22 protein-coding genes and 1 tRNA gene are annotated in these 24,605 nt (G+C 57.7%); 7 read left to right on the forward strand and 16 right to left on the reverse strand.

The window, feature by feature from the left end:
• Nucleotides 1-8: 8 nt before the first annotated feature.
• The 8 genes from selD to GQF00_RS14370 form a co-directional block, all read right to left on the reverse strand.
• On the reverse strand, nucleotides 9-2,180 hold the full coding sequence (gene selD, locus GQF00_RS14335; protein WP_161319924.1) for a selenide, water dikinase SelD: 2,172 nt from the start codon (nucleotides 2,178-2,180) through the stop codon (nucleotides 9-11).
• Nucleotides 2,180-2,953: a PhzF family phenazine biosynthesis protein gene (locus GQF00_RS14340; RefSeq protein ID WP_161319819.1), complete on the reverse strand. Its 774-nt coding sequence runs from the start codon at nucleotides 2,951-2,953 to the stop codon at nucleotides 2,180-2,182. Before GQF00_RS14340 ends, selD begins: the two co-directional genes overlap by 1 nt.
• 138 nt (nucleotides 2,954-3,091) lie before the next feature.
• The gene (locus tag GQF00_RS14345) at nucleotides 3,092-4,579 is read right to left on the reverse strand and encodes an ABC transporter permease (protein ID WP_161319820.1); all 1,488 of its coding nucleotides are present in this window, start codon (nucleotides 4,577-4,579) and stop codon (nucleotides 3,092-3,094) included.
• Nucleotides 4,576-5,223 carry an ATP-binding cassette domain-containing protein gene (locus tag GQF00_RS14350; protein WP_161319821.1) on the reverse strand — a complete coding sequence of 216 codons (648 nt, stop codon included), beginning with the start codon at nucleotides 5,221-5,223 and terminating at the stop codon, nucleotides 4,576-4,578. The genes GQF00_RS14345 and GQF00_RS14350 overlap by 4 nt, the downstream gene beginning before the upstream one ends.
• A 2-nt stretch (nucleotides 5,224-5,225) precedes the next feature.
• Nucleotides 5,226-6,101: a putative selenate ABC transporter substrate-binding protein gene (locus tag GQF00_RS14355; RefSeq protein WP_161319822.1), complete on the reverse strand. Its 876-nt coding sequence runs from the start codon at nucleotides 6,099-6,101 to the stop codon at nucleotides 5,226-5,228.
• 403 nt (nucleotides 6,102-6,504) lie between these two features.
• On the reverse strand, nucleotides 6,505-8,820 hold the full coding sequence (locus GQF00_RS14360) for a fatty acid cis/trans isomerase (RefSeq protein WP_161319823.1): 2,316 nt from the start codon (nucleotides 8,818-8,820) through the stop codon (nucleotides 6,505-6,507).
• A 128-nt stretch (nucleotides 8,821-8,948) separates the two neighbouring features.
• Nucleotides 8,949-9,401 (reverse strand): DUF3429 domain-containing protein, encoded by a 453-nt coding sequence (locus GQF00_RS14365; protein WP_370519509.1) that lies wholly within the window; start codon nucleotides 9,399-9,401, stop codon nucleotides 8,949-8,951.
• A gap of 71 nt (nucleotides 9,402-9,472) precedes the next feature.
• Nucleotides 9,473-9,967: a DUF1643 domain-containing protein gene (locus GQF00_RS14370; RefSeq protein WP_161319824.1), complete on the reverse strand. Its 495-nt coding sequence runs from the start codon at nucleotides 9,965-9,967 to the stop codon at nucleotides 9,473-9,475.
• A gap of 57 nt (nucleotides 9,968-10,024) precedes the next feature.
• On the opposite strand from GQF00_RS14370, the gene GQF00_RS14375 reads away from it, so the two are divergent.
• Nucleotides 10,025-10,741 carry a nitroreductase gene (locus GQF00_RS14375; RefSeq protein ID WP_161319825.1) on the forward strand — a complete coding sequence of 239 codons (717 nt, stop codon included), beginning with the start codon at nucleotides 10,025-10,027 and terminating at the stop codon, nucleotides 10,739-10,741.
• A gap of 143 nt (nucleotides 10,742-10,884) precedes the next feature.
• Here the strand turns inward: GQF00_RS14375 and GQF00_RS14380 are convergent, their stop codons facing one another.
• On the reverse strand, nucleotides 10,885-11,400 hold the full coding sequence (locus GQF00_RS14380; protein WP_161319826.1) for an Hsp20/alpha crystallin family protein: 516 nt from the start codon (nucleotides 11,398-11,400) through the stop codon (nucleotides 10,885-10,887).
• A 186-nt stretch (nucleotides 11,401-11,586) separates the two neighbouring features.
• Between GQF00_RS14380 and GQF00_RS14385 the strand changes: the two genes are divergently transcribed.
• Nucleotides 11,587-11,802 carry a dodecin gene (locus GQF00_RS14385; RefSeq protein ID WP_161319827.1) on the forward strand — a complete coding sequence of 72 codons (216 nt, stop codon included), beginning with the start codon at nucleotides 11,587-11,589 and terminating at the stop codon, nucleotides 11,800-11,802.
• Between the two features lie 159 nt (nucleotides 11,803-11,961).
• On the opposite strand, the gene GQF00_RS14390 is transcribed toward GQF00_RS14385, so the two are convergent.
• The 3 genes from GQF00_RS14390 to GQF00_RS14400 all read right to left on the reverse strand — a co-directional run bounded on the left by GQF00_RS14390 (nucleotide 11,962) and on the right by GQF00_RS14400 (nucleotide 15,718).
• Nucleotides 11,962-13,623: a DEAD/DEAH box helicase gene (locus GQF00_RS14390; RefSeq protein WP_161319828.1), complete on the reverse strand. Its 1,662-nt coding sequence runs from the start codon at nucleotides 13,621-13,623 to the stop codon at nucleotides 11,962-11,964.
• A gap of 340 nt (nucleotides 13,624-13,963) precedes the next feature.
• Nucleotides 13,964-14,836, reverse strand: a complete 873-nt coding sequence (locus GQF00_RS14395) for a MaoC family dehydratase (RefSeq protein WP_161319829.1) — start codon at nucleotides 14,834-14,836, stop codon at nucleotides 13,964-13,966.
• Between the two features lie 228 nt (nucleotides 14,837-15,064).
• On the reverse strand, nucleotides 15,065-15,718 hold the full coding sequence (locus tag GQF00_RS14400) for a TetR family transcriptional regulator (protein WP_161319830.1): 654 nt from the start codon (nucleotides 15,716-15,718) through the stop codon (nucleotides 15,065-15,067).
• Nucleotides 15,719-15,904: 186 nt separating this feature from the next.
• Here GQF00_RS14400 and GQF00_RS14405 point away from each other — a divergent pair, with 186 nt between their 5' ends.
• The 4 genes from GQF00_RS14405 (at nucleotide 15,905) to GQF00_RS14420 (ending at nucleotide 19,769) form a co-directional block, all read left to right on the forward strand.
• Nucleotides 15,905-17,029, forward strand: coding sequence for a ferredoxin reductase (locus tag GQF00_RS14405; RefSeq protein ID WP_161319831.1), 1,125 nt, complete (start codon nucleotides 15,905-15,907; stop codon nucleotides 17,027-17,029).
• Between the two features lie 21 nt (nucleotides 17,030-17,050).
• Nucleotides 17,051-18,193 (forward strand): acyl-CoA desaturase, encoded by a 1,143-nt coding sequence (locus tag GQF00_RS14410; protein ID WP_161319832.1) that lies wholly within the window; start codon nucleotides 17,051-17,053, stop codon nucleotides 18,191-18,193.
• Between the two features lie 169 nt (nucleotides 18,194-18,362).
• Nucleotides 18,363-19,379 carry an AraC family transcriptional regulator gene (locus tag GQF00_RS14415; RefSeq protein ID WP_161319833.1) on the forward strand — a complete coding sequence of 339 codons (1,017 nt, stop codon included), beginning with the start codon at nucleotides 18,363-18,365 and terminating at the stop codon, nucleotides 19,377-19,379.
• Between the two features lie 111 nt (nucleotides 19,380-19,490).
• On the forward strand, nucleotides 19,491-19,769 hold the full coding sequence (locus GQF00_RS14420; protein WP_161319834.1) for a hypothetical protein: 279 nt from the start codon (nucleotides 19,491-19,493) through the stop codon (nucleotides 19,767-19,769).
• A 92-nt stretch (nucleotides 19,770-19,861) separates the two neighbouring features.
• Here the strand turns inward: GQF00_RS14420 and GQF00_RS14425 are convergent.
• From GQF00_RS14425 to GQF00_RS14435, 3 genes are all read right to left on the reverse strand, one after another.
• Nucleotides 19,862-19,949, reverse strand: a tRNA-Ser gene (locus GQF00_RS14425).
• A gap of 143 nt (nucleotides 19,950-20,092) precedes the next feature.
• Nucleotides 20,093-20,530 carry a YiiD C-terminal domain-containing protein gene (locus GQF00_RS14430; protein ID WP_161319835.1) on the reverse strand — a complete coding sequence of 146 codons (438 nt, stop codon included), beginning with the start codon at nucleotides 20,528-20,530 and terminating at the stop codon, nucleotides 20,093-20,095.
• Nucleotides 20,527-21,084 carry a nitroreductase gene (locus tag GQF00_RS14435; RefSeq protein ID WP_161319836.1) on the reverse strand — a complete coding sequence of 186 codons (558 nt, stop codon included), beginning with the start codon at nucleotides 21,082-21,084 and terminating at the stop codon, nucleotides 20,527-20,529. Before GQF00_RS14435 ends, GQF00_RS14430 begins: the two co-directional genes overlap by 4 nt.
• 156 nt (nucleotides 21,085-21,240) lie before the next feature.
• Between GQF00_RS14435 and GQF00_RS14440 the strand changes: the two genes are divergently transcribed.
• Nucleotides 21,241-22,788, forward strand: coding sequence for an adenylate/guanylate cyclase domain-containing protein (locus GQF00_RS14440; RefSeq protein ID WP_161319837.1), 1,548 nt, complete (start codon nucleotides 21,241-21,243; stop codon nucleotides 22,786-22,788).
• An 85-nt stretch (nucleotides 22,789-22,873) separates the two neighbouring features.
• Here the strand turns inward: GQF00_RS14440 and GQF00_RS14445 are convergent, their stop codons facing one another.
• A complete protein-coding gene (locus tag GQF00_RS14445) occupies nucleotides 22,874-24,532 on the reverse strand; it encodes a hypothetical protein (RefSeq protein WP_161319838.1) in 1,659 nt (552 codons plus the stop codon).
• Between the last annotated feature and the right edge of the window lie 73 nt (nucleotides 24,533-24,605).

Below are 24,605 nucleotides of genomic sequence, written 5' to 3' on the forward strand. Positions count from 1 at the left end.
GTTTGATGCTACTGAAGATAAATGGCTTCGGGATTCTCGCCATCTTTTACAAGGACTTTACCGATCACCGTCCCCATTACACCGTTATCCGCCATTTTTTGCAGTGAAGTGGTGAGGGTTTCCTGCGCCAGGCAGAAAAGCAGGCCGCCGCTGGTTTGTGGATCGCAAAGGGCGGTGAGCAACATGTCTGAGACGGCGTTGCTCCAGCGGCATTGCATCAGGCTTTGTCGGTTGGCCTCGCTGAGGGAGCTTGCCACTCCGTTCTCGATCAGGGACAGGGTGCCGGGTAACAGGGGGATCTTGTCTGTTTCCAGAGCCATGCTCACATCACTTTGCTGGCAGATTTCCAGCAAATGCCCAAGCAGGCCGAAGCCGGTGATGTCAGTACAGGCGTTTACCGGTTGATGCTGGAGGGCATCTCGGGCGTCCCCATTACTTTTTAACAGTGTGTCGAACGTGGTTGCCAGCCAGTCTCCATGAAGCTTGCCGCCGTGCATCATGGCGGCCAATTGTACGCCGCTGCCGAGTGGCTTGGTCAGCACGATGGCATCGCCGGGACGGGCGCCGGATTTTTGCCAGATGTTGGCTGGCAAGGCTGCCCCGTTAACGGTGAAGCCCGCCGCCATCTGCGGCCCTTCAGTGGTATGTCCGCCCACCAGGGTGCAACCCGCCTGGTTCAGTTCCTCCACGGCCCCTGCCATCAGCCGTTGCAGATCGCGGCCCTGCAAACGTGGGTGGTGCCAGTTCAGGGTAATGTTGGCCAGCGCCGAGTGGGGGCGGGCATTCATGGCATAAAGATCACTGAGGCTGTGTAACGCTGCAATGCGACCGAACAGATAAGGATCATCGATAAAAGCAGGAAAGAAATCCAGACTCTGCACCAATCGCTGATCCGCAGGCCAATCGATCACGGCGGCATCGTCGGCGGTATCCACGCCGGCGTCGATGCCTGGATTGAGATGGGGTTGCAGCGTAGAAAGCGCTTCACTCAGAGCATCGCTGCCGACCTTGGCGCCACAGCCTGCACAGTGCAGGGCATGCGGGTCCGGTTGCGGCGGGGCCATGGTGGGCAATTGATCCTGAAACTTGTCCATGAAGGCGCGATCGATGCGATCTTTCCAGCGCCAGACCCAGCCACCGGACAGGCTCAATGCGCCGCCCCGGCTGGCCACTGCATCCTTGCCTCCGGCAGATAGAAGGGAAAGAAACCTGGTTTGCGGTCGGTATGGTTGCAAGGGGTGGCCCTGAATCGCCGCACGCAGGTTGGCGGCCAGGGTCTTGGCCTGTCGCACCGCATAGACCCCTGCCTTGGGCAGGGGACGGGGAAAGGCGGCGCAGTCGCCGGCGGCAAATACGCGGCTATCACTGTGGCTTTGCAGGGTGTCGTGAATCTTGACGAAGCCTCGTTCATCGCAGGCCAGATCACTGTTTTCAAACAATCCGATGCCGCGTACACCAGTGCACCACAGCACCTGATCTGCCTCAACAGGCTTGCCGTTGGCCACAAGGGTACCATGCTGATTTTCCACCACGGTGTTTGGCTGCAGGCGGATGCCATAGGCATCGAGGCGGGCCTGCATTTTTTTCCGAACCCTGTGGGGAAAACCGGGTAACAGGTCACTGCCAGAAATCAGGGACAGGGATGTCGACTTCTGTTGCTGGCGGAGGTACTCGGCGATGGCCAGCACCATTTCGGTGCCGCCTGCGCCGGCGCCCACGACCGCCAGAGATGTTTCATCGCTTTCGGCCAACCAGCGCCGCCAGCGTGAATAAAAGTCGCTCACCGGTTTCACGGGCACTACCTGCTCAGGTACAGCCTGCCCCAGCGGAGACAGGTCCGGCGTGGCGCCCACATCGAGACTGAGCCAGTCGTAATCCAGTTGGCTGCCATCGCTCAGGAAAAGCCGCCGTTGCGCGGTGTCGATACGGGTAACGGCGGCCTGAATGAAGCGAGTGCCGGTGGCCAGACAAAGCCGATAGAGATCCACGTGGGTGTCTTCCAGGCGGTAATGCCCGGCGATCAGTCCCGGCAACATGCCGGAATAGGCACTGAGGGGATCCGGGGACACCAGGGTAATGCGCAACCCGGGTATCGGATCCATGGCCAGCATGCGCAGGGCCAGACAGTGGCTGTGGCCACCGCCTGCCAGCACCAGATCCAGATTGGCAGGAGAGGTCATCACAGCAGTATCTCGCCTTTCAGATAGCAGCGTGCTTCACCGCTGATACTCACCCGGTCGCCATTGAGATTGCAGAACAGCTCTCCGCCCCGGGGCGAAACCTGGCGAGCGTGCAGCTGTGTCTTTTCCAGTTGATCAGCCCAGTAAGGCACCAGGGAGCAGTGGGCTGAACCGGTAACCGGGTCTTCTGGTACCCCTTTGGCTGGAGCAAAGAAGCGACTGACAAAGTCACAATCATCACCGCGAGCGGTGATCATCACGGCAAAAGTGTCCAGCTGTGCGATGGCGGCCATGTCCGGTTGAAACTGACGCACCTGTTCGGCGCTGTCCAGTACCACCAGAGTGTCGCGGGCCTGGAGCGCGGTCTGGATGCTGACCCCCAGTGCCTTCTCAAACGGCTGTACATCGACCACCGGCTTGCCGGGGCGGGCAGGAAAATCCAGCGTCAGGCGGTTGCCATCCCGACTCACAAAAAGCGGCCCGGAGGCGGAGCTGAAGCTTACCCGTTCGCCGGGAAAACCCAGGGCATTGAACACGACCCAGGCCGCCGCCAGGGTGGCATGGCCACACAGGTCAACTTCAACGGTGGGGGTGAACCAGCGCAAGGCATATCCCTGTTCGTCCGGCACGATAAAGGCGGTTTCAGACAGGTTGTTTTCCTGGGCAATGTTCTGCAAAAGGGCATCATCTGGCCAGGCCTCAAGCGGCACTACCGCCGCAGGATTGCCGCTGAACAGCGAAGAGGTGAAAGCATCAACCTGATAAAGCTTCATGAGGGTCCTTGTTTTGTCGCTGGAAGCCAGACGCCTGGAGCCAATAATCAACAAATGGGTTGCAGACAATGAGGATAAAGGGGGACCGCGTTCTCCTCCAACCGTTAGCCTGGTTTGTTCTGGCGTCCGGCACTCTACTCACATCACTCCGTGTCCCGGTTTGAGTCGTAATCGTTTGCGGATTCCCCGTGACAGGGCATCCACCAGCAGATTCAGCATTACGGTGGCAAGAATCAGTATCAGGGTGCGGTCAAACCGAAACTCCGCCACGCTGGAATCAATGTAGAAGCCAAGGGTGTGAATGCCAAGGATTCCAAGAACGGCGGTTTCCCGCATGATTACTTCCCAGCGGTAGAGCAGAAATGCCAGCAGGTTGGGGCTGATGCGCGGTAGCACTTCCCAGGCGTAGCGGTTGAGGCCGGTGGGTGCATCGTCTCGCAAGCGCAGGCTTTCGCTGAAACGGCCGGTCAGGTGCGCGACGATGGCGCCAGTATGCAAAGCCAGTGCGAGTATGCCAGGGAGCATGGACGGGCCGAGCAGAATAAGAAAGAAGAAGGCGAGGAAGAATTCCGGTGTTGTGCGCAGTATCACCAACAGGCCATGGCCACCGAGACGGGAAAGACGATTACCGAATAGCGGTGAGATCAGCGGGAACAGCAACAGCGATAGCAGTGCGGTCACCAGCAGCGCCCCCATGCCCAGCACCAGGGTCTGCCACAGGCCCGGCCAAAGTTGCTGGTGCCAGAGAACGTTCAGCCATTGCAGGAGTTCGTGTAGCCCACCACCCTGACGCAGGGGGGCGGGCACCAGGTCCTCGGTAACAAAGCGAATCAGAATCTCGGGTTTGAGATGCAATGCGGGGGGCGCCCAGGCCACTGCGGCAAGTACATAGGCTGGAATCAGGGCGGGGCGCAACCACCAGCGCAGGGTGAAGATAAGCAGGAAAAACAGATAAAGCAGGGCGGCGCCCTGATCGTAATGGCCCTCGCGAAAGGCGGTTTCCAGATGGAAACCGAGGGTGGGCAAGCCGATGAAACCAAGAATGGCAGAGGCACGAATGGCGCATTCAAGCCGGTAGCCGCCGTAGGCCTTGAAGGCGTTCCACACCAGAGGCAGTCGGGCATAAAAAAAGATGCTGATGGCGCTGCTGCGACTGGGAAGTGCAGCGGCAGGGGCCGGGTCCGCCTCTTCCAGAAATTCGCCAAATACCTTGGCAAAAATACCGCTGTAGGGAATGGCGATGGCCAGCACGGCGGTAACGGTGCTGAGACCAGTGAGCTGCAACAGCAGCAGCCCCCAGAACAGTTCATGGACCGCGCGCACGCTGGCAGCCACGGCACGGACGGCACGCCACTGCCAGCACATGGCCATGAGAAAACCGGCAAGGGCGCCCAGTGCTGTGCCTTGCCAGGCAAACGCCAGGGTATTGGCAATGGCCCGCCAGAGAAATTCCGTGGAGAAAAAATCCGGAGCCAGGAAGCCCTGTGCCATACGCATCAGTTCCTGACCGGGAGAGGCGCGAGCGATGCTCAGATCGGCAAATGCGAACGCAAGCAGGCCGACCAGTGCCAGGGCGCCGCTGGCACGACGCCAGCCGCTGGCGGTGGTGTTAAGCGCCGGGCTCATTGGTAGAGCGTGTCCAGATCCGACAGGGTCAGACTGTCGCTGGCAGCATCCAGGACGATCTCCCCATCACGCAGACCGATGATTCGCGTGCAGCATTGCAGGGCGAGACTGCGATCATGGAGCGCCACCACGGCGGTGTCATGACGCGCCAGTATCTGTTGCAGTAAGGCCAGGCCATGATGCTCGTCGACGCTGGATACGGGTTCATCGGCCAGAAGAATCGTACGCTGGCTGTAGATTGCCCGACCCAGGGCAACACGTTGTGCCTGGCCTCCTGACAGTCGATCCACGCTAGTGAACAATTTGTCTTGCAGTCCAAGCTGCTCAGTGAGTTCGGCAATGGCCTGTTTGTGCTGGCGGGAAGGAAGGATCAGGTTACGCAGATTGCTGAGACTGTTATGGCGGTCCAGTGCACCCATGTAGATGTTGTGAAACACGCTGAGCATGGGGACCAGGTCCGCATTCTGCGGGCACCAGGCGACGTTGTCGGCCTGTTGCTGGCGCAGGGCGGCAAGCAGTGTGGATTTACCGGCCCCGGAAGGGCCCAGCAAGGCGACCTGTTCGCCCGCTGCGATCTCAAGGCTGAGGTTGTCGAACACGGCTTGGCCGGGGTGGCCAAGCCGTGCTTGCTGGAGCCGGAACACGATCAGGGCGCGTCCAGCAGTCCGATTTCCTGAGCAGTTTCTTCAATGGGTGCATAATCCGCGTTGCTGGCGGGAATGAATTTCTCCCGCGGGAACGCGCTCAGGAGCACTGGATCCTGAATGGCCAGAAGTGCATCCGTGACACGCTGGCTGAAACCTGCGCCAAAATTTTCGTCCAGGTCGCCACGAATTGTCCAGTGATAATCCGGGTACGCCGGGGTTTCCCAGATAACCTGAACCTTGCTGGTGTCGATCTTGCCTTCTTCCAGCTCCCGCTCCCAGACCTTGAAGTTTACTGCGCCAGTGGCGTAAGCGCCGCTCTGAACCAGGGCGATGGTACGACTGTGATCACCGGAAAAACCCACTTTGTCGAACAGGGCTTCCGGCGTTTTGCCAAAGGTGTCTCGCAGATAGAATTCCGGCATCAGGCGCCCGGAGGTGCTGCCCTTGGAGCCGAAGGTGAATGATGGCTGTTGGGTAAAGGCTTCGGTGAGTGTGTCAGTCGCTTCAAGGCCGGTGCTGGTATTGGCAATGAAGTAACTTTTGAACGCGGTGTCTTCCTGGCCTTGGGCAATGGCCTGGGAACCGGGAACCAGACGGCGGGCTTGCACACCGGACAGACCGCCAAACCAGGCCATCTGGACTTCGTCGTTACGGAATGCGGTAACCGCGGCGGCGTAGGATTTTACGGGTACATACTTCACCGGTACGCCCAGTTGCTCTTCCAGATACTGGGCCACTCCGCCGAAGCGTTTTTCCAGTTGTGACTCATCCTGGTCCGGGATAGCGGTAAAGGTGAAAGTGCTCTGGTTGGGCTCTTTGCTACAGGCAGACAGCAGCACTGCCGCCAGCAGGGTGGCAAGAATCTTGAAACGCATTGTCAGCTCCGTTCAATAGGGAGGCTTACCGGACAGGAAGGCGAATGATCAATGTCACGGGCCCGGCGATACGCGACAGGTTGATTATATAGAAGTGGGACAGTGGGGCGCCACTGAAGCGACGAGCTACGCTCGGTCGGATAGACAAACCCGAAAAGTTCCCGGGCTTCAGAGTATCTGCGGAGCTACTGCAGGAACGTAGCGGAGCGGAGTAACGCACGCAGTGCGGCCCCGAAGGGGGGAGCGCAGCGAATAACCTGACTGCAAGCGATCCGGGTCTGGGCGAGGAAGCTGAAAGAGCTAAAGCGGAGGTGTGTTGCGACATGGGGCGATGGGCATTCGCCCATTACCGCCCAACAGAAGAAGACTGTGGTCACCCCGGTTTTGGTTTTGCTTTCAGCGTCTACAGATTCTTATAACGATTCATGTCCAGCACACCGGCCTGGGTGGGTTCGTTGGCTTCCATGTAGCGGGTCATGGCGTGGAAGTAGTGCCAGAACTGTGGATGGGTACGACGCACGCCATATTGGTCTACGACCCGGGTAAAGGATTCTTCATCCTCCACTGCATTCATCTGTCGAACAAAATCCGCCAGGGCGCCCTGTTCGATATTGAACATGAAATTGGGATAGCTACTGAGAACGCCGGGGTAGAGGGTCAGGGTGTCCAACTCAGGCTGAAAGCGCATGTCTTCGTTGAACATGAACGCCACGTTGCTGTGGGCACGATTGCGGAACAGGGTATAGATTTCTTGCTCGCCGTTTTCATTTTCCACTCGAATCATGCTCACTTCCGGCAGGTAGTCGATAGCCTTGAGATTACCGGCACGTCGGGATGCCAGTTGGCTGAGGACAATGTCTGCCTGCTGTTGCCAGGCAGAGACCTGCTTGCGGTGGCACTGTTCTCCGTCGCAACGGTTAAGTGGATCAGGGCGTGCATTGATGCTGGCAAAGCGTTGCACCAGGTTGGCATTGAATTCATTCACCGGGGTACTGGTCTGGTAGGGAATACCGGTGGGGTGGCTGGTGTCGATGCGGGCATAACTCAGTTTGAGTTTCAGTTTGCCGCCATCCTGATACCAGTGATTGAGCACCGGTGTCCGAAGTTCGGCGGGGAAATAGCGCAGAGTGTTCTGCTCGGCACCGTTGCGGATCAGGTCAAAGTAGAGCCGGGTCTGGGCCTGATGGGTAACGGAGCCGAACACATTAAAGTTGACCACCAGGTTGTAATAGGTGCGCTCAAAGAGTGGGTAGTCCATCACCCAGGTGGTCAGCGGGTAATCACCAAGCAGACCTTTACGAACGGATGCATTGTCATGGTTGCGGAAGATGGTGAGCAGGGCGTTGCGGTTGTGTCCGTCGCCATCCCACAGGCTTTCCCAGCCGGGACCTTTCGGCTCGTATTCCCGGTAGGCCGCCTGCCGGGCTTTCAGGTAGCTATTGCGATTTTCACTGTACTTGATCCATTCCGCCCCCATTTTCAGCAGATCCACGTTCTGGCCGGGGAGGCCGAGCAAAGGACTGACCTGTTGGCGATAGTCGGCATTGGTGATGTAAAGATCCTGTTGCGGATCCTGAAATACTGCCCAGAACTGATCGCGAATGACATCAGTGGCGATCTGGCCACGACACACCGGGCCACGAATGAAGGTGCGTACGAAGTACTCTGCATTATCCAGCATGAACTGATAACGGGCTTTCGCCGGAATGGCTGCAAAAGTCAGGAAGGGATTGGCCTGGTCTGCATATTCGTATCCGGGAAGGCTTTCTACCTGCCAGCTATCACTGAAAAACAGGTCGCGGGTGCGCGCCAGTTTTTCCGGGTTGAGCGCGAAGGTGATGTGGGTCTTGTGAACCAGGGTGCCAGTGACCGGCGCTAATCTGTACCAGAAATTTTCCGGTGGTGCGTCGTTGGGGCGCACCGTGGGAACCGGAGCCATGGGTTCACCGGGAGGTGTTGAGGAGCGCACCAGTTTGAAAAAATGATCCGGGGCAGAGCCGTCTTCCTCGCCAAAATAGAGGTGAGCCAGATAGAGGTGTTCGAATAGCCAGCGAGCCACCAGTGCTTCCCGTTTGCCGCTGGCGTTTAGCATTGCTTCCCAGGCTTGAATCTGTTCCCTTTCTGCGGCTGACAGTGAGAGGGGTTCCGGCTCCCTGGGGGCGCCGTCCTGCATCCAGCGGCTGAGGGTGTCGAATTCTTGGTCGGTCAGTCCGGTAACAGCCAGTGGCATGCCTTCCAGGGGATGATCATCGGCATAATCATCGAACTCTTCCGGATTGGGGCAGGTGTTTTCACGATTGATACCCAGCTGGATATCTTTAGGCAGTTTTTCGTTGGACGGAAATTGATGGCTGTGCCCAAGCTTGAGCATTCGGTAGAGCAACGAGCCTTGCATGCCATAGGCGCTTTCCACCACGGAATAAAAGCCCTTGTCGCGCCACTGGGATGTATTCTGGGCATCAACACCAAGACGGGTAGGGTTGGCATTGTCTTCGCGGCCACCATTATAGACAGGTAGCTTGCTGGCACCCCGGTCCAGCCCATCCAGGTTTTCCATCTTGAGCTGGCAGGGAGCGTCATAGCAGCCGTGGCAAGCCAGGCATTTCTGATCGAAGATCGGGCGGATATCTTTTTGATAATCCGGTGTGGCTGCCAATGCGACGGTGCAAAGTCCAAATACTCCTGCAGCCAGTCCACCTAGTTTACGTGCCAGTGACATCCGCCGTGTCCTCTTGATCTCGGGATTTTTTTGAGTCTACCGGCGGGGTTGGTGACTGGCTACCGTGGCGTCTGGAAGTAACGAAAAAGTGCGTAAAACAGTTCGTCTGTGATGCCGGAGGCTGCGAGTTAGAACATGGGCATCATGGCGGCCGCCCATCCGATCAACATGGCCAGCACGGCTCCGGCCGTGAGCTGGGTACGCAATTGCACGTACCAGCGCGGCAGTTCCTCATTGAACAGCATCTGTTCGGTACCCCAGAGGAACATCAACCCGGCGGAAAGCATGGGCAGGGCCAGTTCACGGGGCAGCATCAGGCCTGCCCAGCCGATAAAGGCTGCGAACACGCCGAAAAGCTGGGTGGGAAACTGGTTGGACTGGTTGAAGCGGCCGAGTACACGTCCCCAGTGAATCGCGCCGGCAAATGTGAGGGAAATGGCTGCGTAACTGACCAGCCCCAGCAATGCAATATTGCGCCAGGATTCTGCCCAGGCCAGAGCGGCCATGAGGAACATGGGTGCAAGACTCACCAGCGTCAGGGTGCGAGTTCGGCGAATGTTGTCAGCGCGGGGTTTGGACACGTCAGTTCCTCGGTACGGGCCTGTCTTATTATCCGCCTGGTGAGTGAAGGTTGGGGCAAGGCGATGATTTGTCAGCCATAGCCTGACCAGGGCTGGGGCCTGAGGTGCCCGGGCAAGTAAAGCGGATGTGCAGGGTCTCCGGAGGCATTCACCCGGATGGCATGCAGCGCTCCCAGCCCGGCAGCGACCTGATGGGCCCGGTTCATGTGATGACCCAGATTACCCCAGGCGGCGACCACCAGATCGGCCTGGCGAGCCAGCTTGCGCAGCCAGGCATCGTTTTTCGGGCCGATCGGGTCTGCCGCAGCAAACAGATCTTTGGGATAGGTGGCCCGGTAGGCAAACAGGTTGGCCACGCAGAGACCGGAATAGCCCCAGTCGCGGGCAAAGCCCATGCAGCGGCGGATGGTGGGGTCATCCTGGCGGTGGTCCGCCGTTGACGGGTTCAGACCTATCAGGAGCATGAAGTTCTCGCCCTCGTCCCAGCGCCGCCAGAGGGCATAGCGGTACTGTTTGCAGCGGGAAAAATTGGCACTGCGTTGCAGAAGATCGGTGGTCTTGGTCATGGCCGGCTATTGTAGGGATTTGGCATAGTCATGCCACTAACCCCTGCGGAGTCGCCCATGGAATTCAAGGACGCGATGGCTCAGCGCCACAGTGTACGAGCCTTTTCAGACAAGCCGGTGAGTGATGAAGTGCTCACTGAACTGCTCACCACTGCTACCACTGCGCCCAGCTGGTCCAATACTCAGCCTTACCAGATTGCGGTTGCCAAGGGCGAGGTGCTGGAGGATCTGCGTGAGACGCTACCGCCCCTGTTTGATGAGCTGGTGGCTCTGGCTCGGAGCTCAAAGTTCAAGCAGATCAAGGCCAAGCTCACCAATGACGGCATGCCGGATGGTGATTTTCGCCCGGTGATCAATTACCCGAAGGAGCTGCAGCCGCGTCGTAATGCCACCGGACAGCAACTGTATGAACTGTTGGGGATTGAACGCGGTGACAAGAAAGGGCGCCATGAGCAGATGCGGGAGAACTTTCGTTTCTTTAACGCGCCAGTGGCATTGTTCGTCTTTGTTCATGAGGGGCTGGATGTGTACAGCCCGCTGGATGCCGGCATTTTCCTGCAGAGCCTGATGCTGGCGGCCACGGATGCTGGCCTTGGCACCTGTGCCCAGGGCGCACTGGCGCTGTGGCGCTCCCCTCTGGAAAAGCATTTTGCTATCCCGGAAAACTACAAACTATTGTGCGGGTTGTCGTTGGGCTATGAGGCGGATGAGACCATTAACCGGTTCAAACCCGACCGCGCGCCGCTGGAAGAGTTGCTGATCAGGGAGAAGTAGGGGCGAACATCCCTGCCGGGCTGGCCTTTTGCCAACAGGGTTAATACCTGGAGTCGCGCCAGTGGTTGGGCGCGGCTCCGGTATTGCTTAAGCACATACCTGCCCGGTGTTGCTGTGTGAAGTGTGTTCTGTGCAGCAACAGATCAATGAATTTCAATCTTCTTTTTGCCGTGACCGTGCTGCTGGTGACGGGGAATGGTCAGTGACAGCACGCCGTTATGAAAGACGGCATTCATCTGCTCTCCATCCGCATCGGCAGGCAGGGCCAGCATGCGCTGGAATTGCCCATAACGCCGCTCGCTGTAGTGATAGCCGTCCCGGTCAGACTCTTCCAGCTTCTGCTTGTGGCCGCTGATCTGCAGGCGGTCGTCATCCAGCGTGATTTCCAGATCCCGTTTATCCACGCCCGCCAGTTCTGCTGTGATCAGGTAGTGGTCGTCGCGCTCGAGAATATCCAGATTGGGGCGAAAGGGCGTGTTGTTCTGGGCCTGGGGCGCAGGGGTGGTCCAGGCCATGTCGCCAAGCATCTGTTCGAACCAGTTGTCGAATTCACGCTCCCAGCGCAACAGGGGGTGGCGGGGTTGTCGTTGGGGCAAGGGTCTTGTGCGGTTGCCTTCGTCACTAAGCCAGTTCCAGGGCGTCATTTTGTGCATATCCATCGCGTTGCCTCCTGATTGGGTGTCCAGAAAAGCACTGTTGTCCTTTTCATTTCTGAGGCATTGGGCGTGGGCTTTCAATGCTTTTTTGCCTGTTTTTTGATCAGTGTCATGGGTCTGGGTGGTTGTTGCCTGGCGGATTCAGAGCGCAAGATGGGGAGACACTTCGCGACAGAAAGGAGAGCTGTCATGTCAGACCATCATGTATACAAGAAGGTGGAGTTGGTAGGCTCATCAAAGAAGAGCATTGAGGATGCCATCGAGAATGCCCTGACCACAGCCAGTGAAAGCCTGGAACTCACCGAATGGTTCGAAGTCACTGAAACCCGAGGTCACATCGTCGATGGCAAGGTGGGGCACTATCAGGTGTGTCTGAAAGTAGGGTTCCGGATTTCCGGATCCTGAGCAGCAGCTACAAGCTACAAGCCGCAAGCTACAAGGAATAAAAAAACCGCGCCAAATGGCGCGGTTTTCTTGGCGTTTGCAGCGCGAGGCATTAGCCGGTCAGTTTGTTGCCAGCCTGGCCTCGTGTTGCAGCTTGTAGCTTGAAGCTTGCTGCTGTGTTTAAACCACTTCCAGTCCGAGAGACCGCTGACACACCCGCGCGGTGCGGATGGTGTGCAGCTGTTTCGGGGACAGATCGTCCGGCAGTTCCACGGTGCTGTGGTCCTGATGGATCTTGATCGGACCGATCAGGCGGCTGGGCAGTTTGGCTTCGTTGGCAATGGCGCCAACAATGTTGCCCGGCTTGACGCCGTGATCATGGCCTACCTGGATGCGGTAGCAGCGCATGGGCTTCTCGTTGCGCTTGCCACGGGCGCCACCACGGTCATCACGGCCATTGGCTCTGCGCTCGCGACGTTCACGGGGTTCCCGAGGCTCGCGAGCCTGCTTGACGAACTTGGGTTCCTTGAGGATCAGCGGTTCGCGCTGGAACATGGCCGCGGCCAGGGCGATGGCCATGTCTTCACCGGACAGGTCCATGCTTTCCGAGATCTGCTTCACCAGTGCACGAGTCTCTTCGATATCGTGATCCTGAAGGCGGGCGGCAAGCTGTTCCTGGAAGGCGGCAATGCGCTTGGCATTGAGATCATCCACGGAAGGCAGGGCCATCTTCTCGATGCTCTGGCGGGTGGTGCGCTCGATCTGACGCAGCACGTGCTGCTCGCGACGGCTGACGAACAGGATGGCGTCACCCTGACGGCCAGCACGGCCGGTACGACCGATACGGTGAACGTAGGCTTCCGGATCACCTGGCATGTCGTAGTTGATGACATGGGTGATGCGCGGTACGTCCAGACCACGGGCAACCACATCGGTGGCAACCAGCAGATCAAAGCGCTTGTCTTTCAGGCGCTGTACGGTTTTCTCGCGCTGCTGCTGCTGTATGTCACCGTTGAGGGCGTCAGCACGCAGGTTGCGACGGTTGAGCTGTTCTGCCAGTTCCAGAGTCGCTTGTTTGGTACGCACGAAAATGATCACGGCGTCGTGATCTTCGGCTTCCAGAATGCGGCTCAGGGCATCCAGCTTGTTGAGACCGGCCACAGGCCAGAAACGCTGGCGAATGGTGGTTGAAGTGGTAGCGCTACCACTGTCGATCTGAACCTGTTTGGGGTTTTTCAGGTGCTTGTCCGCAACCTTTTTGATAACTGGCGGCATGGTGGCGGAGAAAAGAGCCAGCTGACAGTCGTCAGGCGTACGCTCAAGAACCCACTTCACGTCATCAATGAAGCCCATGCGCAGCATTTCGTCGGCTTCATCCAGCACCATGGCCTTCAGGTTATCCAGTTTCAGAGAGCCGCGTTCCATGTGATCCATGACGCGACCGGGGGTGCCGACAATAATCTGGGCTCCGCCACGGAGTCCCTTCAGCTGGGTGCGGTACTCACCGCCCCCATAGATTGGCAGGACCTGCAGGCCCTTGATGTCGGCAGCAAATTCTTCGCAAGCCTTGGCTACCTGAATAGCCAGTTCGCGGGTTGGGGCCAGGATCAACATCTGCGGTTCACGCAGGCTGGGATCCAGCCGGGCAAGTAAGGGCAGGGCGAAGGCAGCGGTTTTGCCGGTACCAGTTTGGGCCTGACCCAGGAGATCATGACCATCGAGCAACAGCGGGATGGCTTTCGCCTGAATCGGCGAGGGCTCTTCGAAGCCCTGACGGGCAATAGCGGAGAGCAAAACCTCGGGCAGGCCAAGACTGGCGAACCCGGCACGGGAATCTGACATGGTGTACCTATGATTTGGGGGGAGGGTGCCGGGCTCACTGCCGGCGAAGAGCGCGGAGTATACGCTTGCGGGTTGTTAATTGCACGTTATTTCACCAATTTCAGGTGCAGGCTAGTGCCTGAATTGGAATTTTCCAACGTTTTCAGGCTTCTCCATTTTCCATGAAGCCGCTGAGGGTAGCTGGCCCCGCGGATTAACGCTCAGAGTGCGGCCCGGAGCGAAGGGGGGGCGTGCCTGCAGCAGATTTCCGTTCCTCGCGATACCACTGCGAAAAACATAAAAAGGCCCACCCGGTATCCCGGGTGGGCCTTTTGGGGGTGTGCTTGAGGTCAGTGGGCTGTTAGCTTTCCACCGCGCGAATCTGCCCCGCCAGGTGCGGCTTGATGCCGTCCTTGGCCAGCAGGCGGAAGTCGCTGCCACCTTTCGCTTCGGTATTCTCGAACTTCACAGTGGCCGGGATAAACATGGGCAGCTTGAACTGCACGTCCACGGTGTAGGCGGTTTCTGGCAGCTGGTTCTGCAGCTCAGCCAGGCAACGGGCCTTGGACCACATGCCGTGGGCGATTTGACGCTTGAAGCCAAACAGCTTGGCAGACAGCGGGTAGAGGTGAATCGGATTGCGGTCACCGGATACAGCACCGTAACGGCGACCGGTATCACCGGGCACTTTCCACTCCACCGTGTTCACCGCCGGTTCTGGCTTGGGCGCTTCCTTTTTCTTGCCGCTACCGCCACCGCCGGTGCGGAAGAAGTTAACAGACTCGCTTTCCCAAACCCGCTCACCACCAGTGCTGATGCTGGTGAAGATAGAGAACTCGTAGCCCTTGTCTACCTTGTTCAGGTTGCCCAGGTAGCACTTAACGTTCAGCTGTTCCTTTTCGCTGATCGGGCGGTACTGGGTGATGCTGTTGCGCACATGCACGAGACCCATGGCCGGGAAGGGGAAGCCTTCGGTCATCATCAGGGCCATGTGCAGCGGAAAGGCATGCATGTGGGGGTAGGTCACGGGCAGTTTTCCGTCAGCCGCGAAGCCGCACACCTTGCGGTAGGCCGCCAGATGCTTTTCGTCCAGTGCCACATCATTCAGGCGCAGGCCCACATCAGGGAGGGTGGGGTTCTTGCCCGGTTTGACGGTGGCGCGCAGTACGGCCTTGGCAAAGTTGACGACCATGGGCGGCGGATTACGCAGTTCGCGGAAGGTGACCTCGCTCATTACATGTTCCTTTCACGTTTCTTAAGTAGGGCGACAGCTGGGAAGTTTCTGAAAACTCCGTGCATGCTCAACCTGGAAGCCCTGCAGGGGATGAATGGCGGTATTCAAAGGTTCCCCGGCCGGAATCAGGCCTTATCTGCGAAGCAGTATAGAGCAGGGGAATGGGGGTGCTATTGGCCGAGCAGCCAGGCTCAATGGCACCTTAATCACCTTTGCTGTACGGGTGTGTCAGCTGGTGGCAGGGGAGGAAGATTTCCACTGAGTCACGCCAAGAAAGATGAGTCGCAGCTGTTTTTCTGCAGCGATCAGCACCTGTTGTTGGCCGAACTCGTCGTTTTCCTCAAGCTCGAGCATTTCCTGTGTCAGCGCGGTGACATTGTTTACCACCAGGGCCGCCATCATCTGCAGGTCTTCAGAGCTGAAGTGATTAAGGAAGGGGAAGCGAGCCATGTCCATGGCCAGCTCATTGGTGAACATGCGGATTTCACGGCGGATGGCGTTGCGCATGGTCGGGGTGCCACCAAACAATTCCTTGGCCACGAAGAGAAAATGGGCGCGGTTTTCTCCCACGTAGTTGAAGTAGGTTTCTACAGAGCCGCGCAGCATGTTCTCGTCGGGCCTCTGCTCCTGGCGAACCTGGCGCATCATCTGACGCAGGGTGCGGAAGGACTCGTCCAGCAGGGTCAGACCCAGAGCGCTCATGTCGGAGAAGTGACGATAGAAAGCAGTGGGGACCACGCCTGCCCGCTTGGTGACCTCGCGCAGGCTGAGACTGGAGAAAGGGGCCTTCTTGACCACCAGATCCAGCGCCGCCGCCATCAACGCCTCACGGGTTTGCCCCCGTTTGGGCTTGCGGGTTTTGCTGGGGGTTTCTCGGGTCATCGACTCAAATCTCCAAAAATTACGTTGTAAATTCTCTCTTTTGTGGGCCTGTGATGCAACTGATTCCGAAAATGCAGTTGTAACCACATGAAAAGAAAAGGCTTTATTTTTTTAGTGAACAGGTGTTGACAAAAAGGCGGCCAGAAACAAGAATGAGCACAACTGTTCACTTTAAGGGATTATCCCATGAGCGCAACAACACAGACATCTGGTCGTTTTCAGCAGGGCCTGAGCCGCTTGCTGCAGTCCCGTGTTGCTGAGGTACTGAGCTACCCCCACGGTGTAGATCGTTACCTGGAAGTCTTTAACCCCCTGTGGTCCGCCACGGAAGTACGTGCCCGTGTTGATGCCGTGCAGCATCTTACTGCTGATAGCGTCACGCTTACCCTGAAGCCTAACAGTAACTGGGAGGGCTTTGTCCCTGGCCAGTTTGTGCAGCTGACCGTGAGCATTAACGGCAAGCGTCATACTCGCTGTTACTCTCCTGCCAACTCCCTGCATCGCAAGGATGGCTGCATCGAACTCACGGCAAAGACCCACGCTGACGGCTTTGTTTCCCGTTATCTGCGTGATGCCGTGCGCGTTGGGGATGTGGTGACCCTGTCCCCGGCGGGTGGTGAATTCGCGCTGCCGGCCCAGCGTCCCGAGCGCGTTCTGCTGATCAGTGGTGGTAGTGGCATTACTCCGGTGATGTCCATGTTGCGCACTCTTTGTGACGAGGGCTTTAAAGGCGAGATCACTTTCCTGCATTACGCCAATCGCGCTGACGACATGATCTACGCACAGGAAGTGGCAGACATCGCCAGTCGTCACGAGAACGTTACCCTGCTGCGCGCCTTCCCTGAAAAGTCGGAAGGTGGTGAATTGACAGGCCTGTTTTCCAGTGAACACCTGTTCAAATCTGTTCCTGATTTTGCACAGGCGACCACTTTTTTGTGTGGTCCGCCGCCGATGATGGCGGTGGTGGAAAAAGTCTGGGAAGAGCAGGGCATCACTGACCGTTTGCACAAGGAGCAGTTCACCCTGGCTTCCGCCGCGGTAGACGAAGACGAATCCGCAGAGGGCGAAGTTCGCTTCGCACGTAGCGAAACCCTGGTGACCAACGATGGCAAAACCCTGCTGGAGCAGGCGGAAGCCGCCGGGCTTAACCCGGAATCCGGTTGCCGAATGGGTATCTGCTACAGCTGCACCTGCAAGAAGACCGCCGGCAAGGTACGAGATTTGCGTACTGGCGAAATCACCAGCGGCGATGAAGAAGACATTCAACTTTGCGTCAGCGTGCCGGTGGGCACGGTGACCCTCGACATCTAATAAAGGAAAGGAGTCTGCACCATGAGCATTTACAGCACTCTGACCCCGGAACAGTTTGACGCCATTGGCCAGGAACTGGATGCCATCCGTAACCGTGAAGTGGCTGACCTGGGCGAGAAGGACGAGAAATACATCCGCAATCTGATCAAGCGCCAGCGTCAGCTGGAAGTTGCCGGACGTGGCCTGTTGATGGCCGGTTTCCTGCCGCCGGCATGGCTTGCCGGTGTGGCGTGTCTTTCCGCTGCCAAGATCCTGGATAACATGGAGATTGGTCACAACGTCATGCATGGTCAGTACGACTGGATGGGCGACAGGAAGATCAGTTCCCAACAGTTTGACTGGGACAACACCTGCACCAATACGGCGTGGAAGCACACCCACAATTTTGAGCACCACACCTTTACCAACGTGCTCGACAAGGATCACGACATTGGTTACGGGATCCTGCGTATGTCAGAAGACCAGGAGTGGGAGCCGCGCTTTGTACTGAATCCCATCCTGGCGGTGATTCTGTCTACCTTCTTCCAGCACTTTGTAGCGATTCAGAGCCTCAAGCTTGAGGATTACCTGATCTACAAGACCAAGACCAAGGAAGAGCTGAAGGAAGAATTCAAGCCGACCTGGAAAAAGATGCGCAAGCAGTTGGTGAAGGACTACCTGTTGTTCCCGGCGCTGGCCGGTCCGTTTGCCCCGTTCGTGTTTGCCGGCAACGTGACCGCCAACCTGGCACGCAACCTGTGGGCGTCCCAGGTGATCTTTAACGGTCACTTCCCGGAAGAGGTGGAGCAGTTCCCGGAATCCGTGCTGGAAAACGAGACCCGTGGTCACTGGTATGTGCGCCAGATGCTGGGCTCAGCCAACTTTGAAGGCGGCCGCCTGATGCACATCATGAGCGGTAATCTGAGCTTCCAGATCGAGCACCATCTGTTCCCGGACATTCCGGCTCACCGCTATGCCGCCATTTCTCCGGAGGTGAAGGCGATTTGCGAGAAGTATGGTTTGCCCTATAACACCGGTTCCTTCATGCGCCAGTCCCTGAGTGTGTGGAAGCGGATCGTGAAGCTTTCCCTGCCGGGCAAAAGCAAGCCTGCGGGCAAGGGGCTGCGTGGCAAGGTGGTATCCCTGATCGGTGAACCCAAGTCAGCGACTCGTCAGGCGGCATGACCCGCTAGTCAGCTGTAATGAGCACCCGGTAGAGGCCGGTTAGCTGGTTCCGGCCCTGCCATCCTTATGCTACTCTCAGTCGATCTGAGAGTAGCTTTTTTATTTGGAAACCGGTGCCTTGCGATTTGTCAGGCTAACAGCCGGTTTACCTGAGGGGACAGGCGAACGCATGGCAGAAATGACAGATTCCGGTGTGCTGTTGCGCATGGCTTACAAGGCCATGGTTAACGCCGGTATTGATGCCGATGCCGTTTTGGCAGAAGTCGGACTCGACAAATCCATTCTTCAGGTGCCGGATCTGCGCACCCCCCATGATGCCCAGGAGTGGTTTTGGCAGGCACTTGAAAAAGTGTCTGGCGATGAGCACATCGGTTTGCATCTGGGTGAACACGTTCCCGTCTACAAGGGGCAGGTGCTGGAGTACCTGTTCCTTTCCAGTCCCACCTTTGGTGAAGGCCTCAAGCGCGCGCTGGACTACCAGAGGCTGTTGTCTGATGCCGCCCAGGGTGAGCTGTTCGAGGAAGGCGACAGAGTATTTCTCAAGCAGATGATCTGGAGCCCCAGGCTGAGTCACCTCAATGAATGCATGATGATGGGGATCATCAAATTCTTCCGTTTCGTCACGGATGGCGCTTTTGAGCCCCTGGAGATTCACTTTGGCCATTCTCCCCATGCCGACCTTAACGAGTATCAGCGCCTGTTTGATTGCAGTGTGAAGTTCGACATGCCCAGCGTAGGCATGTACTTCGACGCCAGCGTGATGGGGCTGTCCTCAGCGCACCATGAGCCGGAGCTTTTGCAGCTGCACGAACAGCTGGCCAGTGAGCAGGTGGCACGGCTGGAAAAGCAGGATCTGGTGGCCCAGGTGAACCGTCTCATCGGTGAGCTGCTGGAATCCGGACATGCCAACCTGGAAGAGGTGGCAGAGCGTTTGGGTATCAAGGCACGGCAGCTTCGCACCCGCCTGGCTGACGCTGGCACCAACTTCAACCAGTTGGTGGCCGATTATCGCTGCCGCCTGGCCAAGAGGTTGCTGGCCGGTACTGATGAATCCATTGATGAGATTGTCTATCTCACCGGTTTCTCGGAACCGTCTACCTTCTACCGCGCTTTCAAGCGCTGGGTGGGGATGACACCTATCGAGTACCGCAAGCTCAAGGCAGAAGAGGATGCTGCCGCAGGCTGAAGTGATGTTGCTGTTTTCGGCGTGAAAATTGCTAAAGTAATGAAAGGCGCGTTCAGCGCCTTTCTGCTGTCTGGCAGGGATTGCTGTTTTTGGTGATTACAGGAGAGACCCTTGAAGGACCTGATGAAAAAACTCTGTGCACCCATCCTTAATCTGTTTGAAGAGGGTGAGGAGGGTTATGTGTATCGTCCTTCTCATCGCAAGATCCTGGTTGCGGTTGCGATCCTGTTTCTGATTCTTGCCTTGTCCTCAGTGGCCATGACCTTGAGTTCCGGGCTGCTGGGCGGGCTTGTCCCTGCGGTGTTCTTTGGTGGGGCCGGTCTGGTGTGTCTGATCGTGGCGTGGCTGGGCAGTGATCAGGCAGTGGCGAGAATCTGGAAGAATCGGTAGGCACAGTTGACGAATTTTGGTTGCAAGCGTGCGCGTGATGCAGCCGAGAAGCGGCCACAAAAAAGCCCCGCATTTGCGGGGCTTTTTCGTATTGGCGGTGAGGGAGGGATTCGAACCCTCGATACGTTTCCGTATACACACTTTCCAGGCGTGCTCCTTCGGCCACTCGGACACCTCACCTTTAAACTGTTTTCACTGTCTTGCAGTGATGGAGCAGGGCCTGTGGGCCGAATGCCTTGCTCACTATTGAGGGCGCGTAGAGTACCGGAGGGTGGGGGTGCTGGCAAGTGCTGGTGATGCAGTTGCTCAGGGTTTAAGCAAAATCAGCATCTTGCCAGGTAGGCGGCGGTAAATTCGCATACGGTTTTGCCGTCATCGCCGCATCCTGTTGCGCTGATTCTCAGCGATGCCCTGCCGCGCTGGTTGAGTCGTTCCTCAAAGCGTTCCCGTTGTTCTGTGGTGACAGTGATACGCAGGTCGCTGTCCAGAGGGAGGGTGTACTTGAGCTGGGTTTCCACGGCGACCACATCCGCGGGTTGCCCGATCTGGTGGGTCAGCAGGGTGGTGAGTCCCCAGCCGGCCAGCGTCAGCAGCGCTGCCTGGCTGCCGGCGAAAAAGGTCCCCTTGTCATTGTGATTGGGACCGAGAGGCGCCACTACCGTCAGCATGTCACCGTCAAATTCGTCAAACCGGAAATGCAGGTGGCGGGTCAGGGGAATGGCATCGCGGACCTGCTCTTCGAGGGCTTGCAGGGTAATCATGGCAGCTCGCGGATAAAATCTGCAGGCGATTCGTCCGGCAGGTTTTTCAGGCTGCTGGCGGCGGCGCCAAGATAAAGGTAGGCGATGACCTGATCCTTGGGTTTGAAACCGAGCATTTTCTTGGCCAGATCCGAATTGGCCATGGCGCCGGTGCGCCACATGGCACCGATGCCCAGCTCATAGGCAGCCAGCATCATGTTTTGTACCGCAGCCCCCACCGCCAGCATTTGTTCCCAGGCCGGGATCTTGTGGTTCTCGGTGATGTCAGCCACGGCCACGATAATGGTGGGCGCGCGCAGGGCCTTGTTGCGGGCGATATCGCGGCTGCGCTGGTCCGCCTCTGGCTGCTCTTCAAGCAGTTGAGCTTCCATGATGTCGCCCAGTCGTTCCCGCTGGTCGCCCCTCAGGACAATAAAGCGCCACGGACGCAGCAAGCCATGGTCCGGCGCCCGGATTGCGGCGCGCAGCAGCAAATCGAGCTGGTCGTCGCTGGGGCCGGGTTCCTGCAGTCTGGGGCTGGAGACGCGGGTGGTGAGGGCGGTAATGGTGTCCATTCAGGGCTCCTGTAACGTGGCGGCAATGGTAGCCTGAAACGCAAATGAGTCCCACCCACTACCTCAAGAGCAAAAAACGATCGCGCTTGTCAGGCCAGACTTTTTTCTTAGGTGGGAAAACGCTAAGCTTCGCAAAAAGTCCGTGAAACGGTTCACATGACCTCCTCGCAAAAAAAGAAAGCTCGCCGCCCCCTTATCGGGCCCATGGAGCGGGCACGCCGCCAGGCCAACTATATCCGTCTGCTCGCCTTTCTGGTGGCCGTGATGATGTTGGTGGTGGGGCTCAAGCTGGGGCTCTACCCCGAGTTTTATTTGCTTGGGGTGGCGGGTTTGCTCGCCTATCCGTTATTGGCGCAGGGTATTCTTTTTGCTGCCCATCGCCGCGATATTCCCGAAGCATCGGTGCATAAGGCTTTGATGCAGGTCGACGCCATGATGATCGGGATGACCTGTGCCTTGCTGCATTTTGCCCTAGTGCCGTCGCTGGTACTGTTGATTATCGTCCATGCCAATGCGGTGACCAGTGGGGGGTTGAAGCCCTGGCTGCTGAATCTGCTGATGACCTCAATAGGGGCGGTGGTGATGGGCGCGCTGCTCGGTTTTGTCTATATCCCTCCGGATGCGCCGATTCCTTCCATCATGACGGTGGTGTCACTGCTTGGCCTCGGTATTTATGTGGGCGCCTCATCGGCGTTTGCCCACTATCAGGCCCGTTATCTCAAGCAGGCTCAGGAGCTGGTCCGTCGCCAGCAGCAGCAAGCTGTTGAGTTATCCAAAAAACTGGCCAAATATTTGCCGCCACAGATCTGGGGGTCGATGTTTTCTGGCAAGCGTGATGCCAAGCTGGAGACTCGGCGCAAGCGTTTGACGGTGTTCTTTTCCGATATCAAGGGTTTCAGTGCCATCTCCGAGGAGCTGCCGCTGGAAACCCTGACCAGCATGCTCAACAGCTATCTCAGTGAAATGACCCGCATCGCCCTGCGTCATGGCGGTACCATCGACAAGTTTATCGGCGATGCGGTGATGGTGTTTTTCGGGGATCCAAAGAGTGAGGGAGCTATTGAAGATGCCTACCGCTGCGTGTTGATGGGTATCGAGATGCAGGAGCAAATGAAGCTGTTGCGACAACGCTGGAAGCGTGAAGGGATTGATCACAAGCTGGAAATCCGCATCGGTATCAATACCGGCTATGTGACGGTGGGCAACTTCGGCACCGATTCCCGCATGGATTACACCATTCTCGGTACGGATGTGAATCTGGCCAGCCGTCTTGAATCTGCGTGCCGGCCCGGGGGCGTACTGATCTCCGAGGCTACTCAGGCGCTGGTGAAAGACCGTATCCAGTGCCGCAACATGGGCGACATTCAGGTGAAGGGCTTCAATCGGCCTATCCCGGTGTATGAAGCCCTGGGAGCCAAGCGGGATGCGGGGGCCAGGAACCGCTATGTGTCGGCCCAGACGGCCGGGTTCGGCATTCACATGGATGTGGAGCGTATTCGCAATTTCGACAAGAACAACATTCTCAAGGCCTTGGCCCGATCTGCCACTGAACTGAAGAAGGATAATGCGGTGGCGGTGAACTACGAAGCCGAGGGCTTCAGCCTGCATGTGGACAGTGATGCGATCAAGAAACGTGAACGCGAAAAGATCATCGAGATGATGGGGCGGGCGGCCAAGCGCGTACAGACGCAGGTTCGGGTCTGAAAATCAGCTACGAGCTGCTAGCGACGAGTAAAGCCGAGGCATTGGGATTCCTCGCGGCTCGGAGTTAGCAGCTCGCAGCTTTCTTTTAATTCAACGGATAACTCGTCCATCCATCTGTCCAGTTCTGCACGCTACCGGGCCGGATGGCGCCCAGGTAGTCGGCAGCTTCATCCCAGAATTCTCCCTGAGGAATGGGGCTGGCGCCGTTGCGAGCCGGGGAGCGGGCAGTGGGGGCGAAGTCCGGGTGGGACAGACTGTAAGCATCGCGGGTCAGTAGCGGGTCGGTGCCGAATTGGGCATTGACTGCACTGCTCTGGAAGTAACGCCGTTCGTCAAAGCCGCCGTCATCATCACCCTCCATATTTTCGGCATCAAAGAACGTCAGTCCGCGGCTGCCGACCTTGTGAACCATCATGCTGTTGAAGGTCAGCTGGCCGTTGCTGATACGGCCAACGGTTTCCTTGCCCTTGATATCGATGGTCTCACCGGAGAATCCGTCGATAATCATGTTATGGAAATGGCCGCCGGTGCCGACTTTCAGGGTCATGGCGCGGTGGTATTTTTCATGGCTGCGAGGGCTGATCAGTGTCACATTATAAAGCGTTGGCTCGGAGACCGGCGTTGCCAGTGGATTGGCTTTCAGGTTGTCTCCCTCAAAGGCGTTGTCGCCCAGGTTGGGATGCTGCTGGGCTACCAGAAACTGGACATTGCCACGCCATCCCATGTCCCAATCCAGTGAGTCGTCCCCGGCGCCGGTAATGATGATGTGTCTGAGATTGACGGTGCCACCAAAGACTTCAATGCCGTCATCCAGGGCGCGATGGACCTGCACGTTGCGGATGATGGTATTACTGCCGCAACCGCCCAGAGTCAGGCCGTTGAGCTCATTGTTGGCATAGACTTCAAACCCGGCGTATTCGATACGGGTATATTCCATCACCCCGCAGGACGATTCCACATCACGTCCCCCGAACTGACCACGGCTGTCACCGTGGGGAATCCCTTCGATTTGCGCGTCTGCCACATTCACGGGGGCACTGCCAAGCATGACGACGCCCCCCCAGTCGCCGGCGGTACGGGTTCCTGCGGCCTGGTTACTGGTGAAGACGATGGGGGCACTTTCCTGGCCCCGGGCGAACAGGGTGGCATCACGGGTCACGACCAATGCAGAGCCCGGGCGGCCTTCAATGCGTGTACCGGGTTCGATGGTCAGGCTGCCGTTGCCTTCCACATAGACAATGCCATCAAGAATCCAGGTGGTGTTGGCGGTCCAGGTGTGAGTGCCGGTAAGCGGGCCTTTGACCACATGGCGGCCGGCCACTGCTTCGTGAAGAGGCTGATAGCCGAAGTAGCCGATAACCCCCAACATAATGACCGCAAGTCCGAGCCACGCGTAGGTAGTTTTATGGTTTTCACGGCCGCGTGGTCGGGGCGTACCCTGGCTCAGGGTTTCGGCAATATCGGGATTGGTAATTGGCGGCGAGGAAGCTGTGGGTCCAGGCTTCTTGTTCAGCAGGACGCCATCGCGATTGGCTTGCTGAAGTTTGGCGCCCAGTGCGCGGATCTTCTTGTTGTCGCTTTGTGTGGCGCGCTTGATGATCTCGGCGCGATACACCGGGTCGTTGAGTAGCGTATTGAAGTGAACAAACCGCAGGCTGCTGTCATTTTCCTGGTCAAAATTTTGCTTGAGTTGCCACAGCAGCTCTACCAGCTGCGCACGTGGTGACGATACAGCATCAACCATAAATCCCCCCAAACGGATTAGTTGATAATCGAAAGAAGGGGGAGTGTGTAAAAAAAAGATGACAGTAGCGTGA

The organism is Alcanivorax sp. DP30 (assembly GCF_009882945.1).
GTDB lineage: Bacteria > Pseudomonadota > Gammaproteobacteria > Pseudomonadales > Alcanivoracaceae > Alcanivorax.